The 1,112-nt window shown below is 45.3% G+C and carries 1 protein-coding gene; it reads left to right on the plus strand.

The window, feature by feature from the left end:
• Positions 1-76: 76 nt before the first annotated feature.
• On the plus strand, positions 77-1,112 hold a 1,036-nt coding region (locus tag AB5935_RS27605; RefSeq protein WP_368328051.1), incomplete at its 3' end, for a RagB/SusD family nutrient uptake outer membrane protein.

The raw sequence follows: 1,112 nt of genomic DNA on the forward strand, positions 1-1,112 counted from the left end.
GCGTATCCTCTTCAACGGACTATCAATATTGGAGTGCAGCTAAAATTCTAAGTTCTATATAACCAAAATATAAAATATGAAAACCATTAAGATCATATCACGATTCATACTAAGTGTGACTGCCGCATGTTGCATGGCTTCTTGCAACTATCTGGACGTTGTCCCGGATGAAACAGCCGACTTGCCCGACGCAATGAAAGACAGAGCTTCCACATTGGGTTTCCTTCATTCATGTTATACTTATTTCGAGTGGTTTTACACAGTTGAAAACTCATTCATCAACTCGACCGATGAATATGCCCGCCCCTTACTATGGGCTGACGACGGACAGAAAGCGGCATGGAACCAGCTTTCTCCTTCCAGTCAAACCGCCCCGTGGAATAGTTGTTACGATGGAATAGGACGATGCCATCTATTCATGGATCAGCTTGACAAGAGCAATCCGACGGGAGTAACCGAGAGCGATAAAAGACGCTGGAAAGCCGAAGCTTTGTTCTGTCGGGCACTCTATCATTTTATGTTACTAGAGTCATACGGACCTATACCATTAGTGACTGAACATTACAATCAAAACCTTGACAAAAAGGATTTTCCGGGCAGATCGCATTTCGATGTATGTGTAGACTCCATAGCTGAATGGTTTGACCGGGCTGCCTTCGAATTGCCGCCAACAGTACAGAACAGCGAACTGGGACGTGCTACTTCAACAGCTTGCAAAGCCTTAAAAGCGCGATTGTTGGTTTATGCCGCCTCCCCCCTGTGGAATGGCTCATTCCCTTATTCAAACTGGAAGAACACTAACTTTGAAACTCCGGGATATGGAAAGGAGTTAGTCAGCAGAACATACGATGAAAACAAATGGGAACGCGCCCTGACAGCTTGCAACGAGGCTCTTGATTGGGCACTGACTCAAGGTAACCGCAAACTGTTCGACCTTGCCACTTCCACCAGTATCAGAATAAACCAAGGAGTTCCATTGCCTAATATAGAGGGGGTTGATGACCAGTTTAAAGAGTCGGTAATGCTCATGCGTTACCTCAATACGACACGTGAGACTGATGGCAATAAAGAAGTAATCTTTGCCATCGGAAGCGGTGACAACTATGGCATCT

Origin of the sequence: Phocaeicola sp. RTP21198st1_B8_RTP21198_201120 (assembly GCF_040929485.1) — a bacterium.
Lineage (GTDB): Bacteria > Bacteroidota > Bacteroidia > Bacteroidales > Bacteroidaceae > Phocaeicola > Phocaeicola dorei.